The sequence below is a fragment of the Acinetobacter sp. ABJ-A23_2 genome (genome assembly GCF_044538765.1).
GTDB lineage: Bacteria > Pseudomonadota > Gammaproteobacteria > Pseudomonadales > Moraxellaceae > Acinetobacter > Acinetobacter nosocomialis_A.
In genome coordinates, this window is record NZ_JBIUCP010000132.1 from 1 (window position 1) to 271 (window position 271).

Annotated in this window: 1 pseudogene; it reads left to right on the plus strand. The window is 48.7% G+C overall.

Annotated elements, in window-relative coordinates:
• Window positions 1-271, plus strand: a pseudogene (locus ACH63V_RS18185) (hypothetical protein); the annotation flags it as partial.

The window sequence follows — 271 nt, forward strand, 5'->3', positions numbered from 1 at the left end:
CAACAAGTGACTGCAACGGTTCAGCCAGATGGTAGCTATACAGCAGAAGTGCCGGCAGACTTTGCTGATGGTGAGTTAACAGTGAAGGCAGACGCGGTTGACCGTAATGGTACACCGGTGAATGCAGAAGATAGTCTGGCAGGTCAAGGTGGTTTAGACCGAGTAGATGGTTCAATTACAGTTGATGTGGATACTCAAGGCCATATTACAGGTGGCACCACAGACGTTACACCGGGTAGTCAAGTCACCTTAACCATTACAGGTCATGATC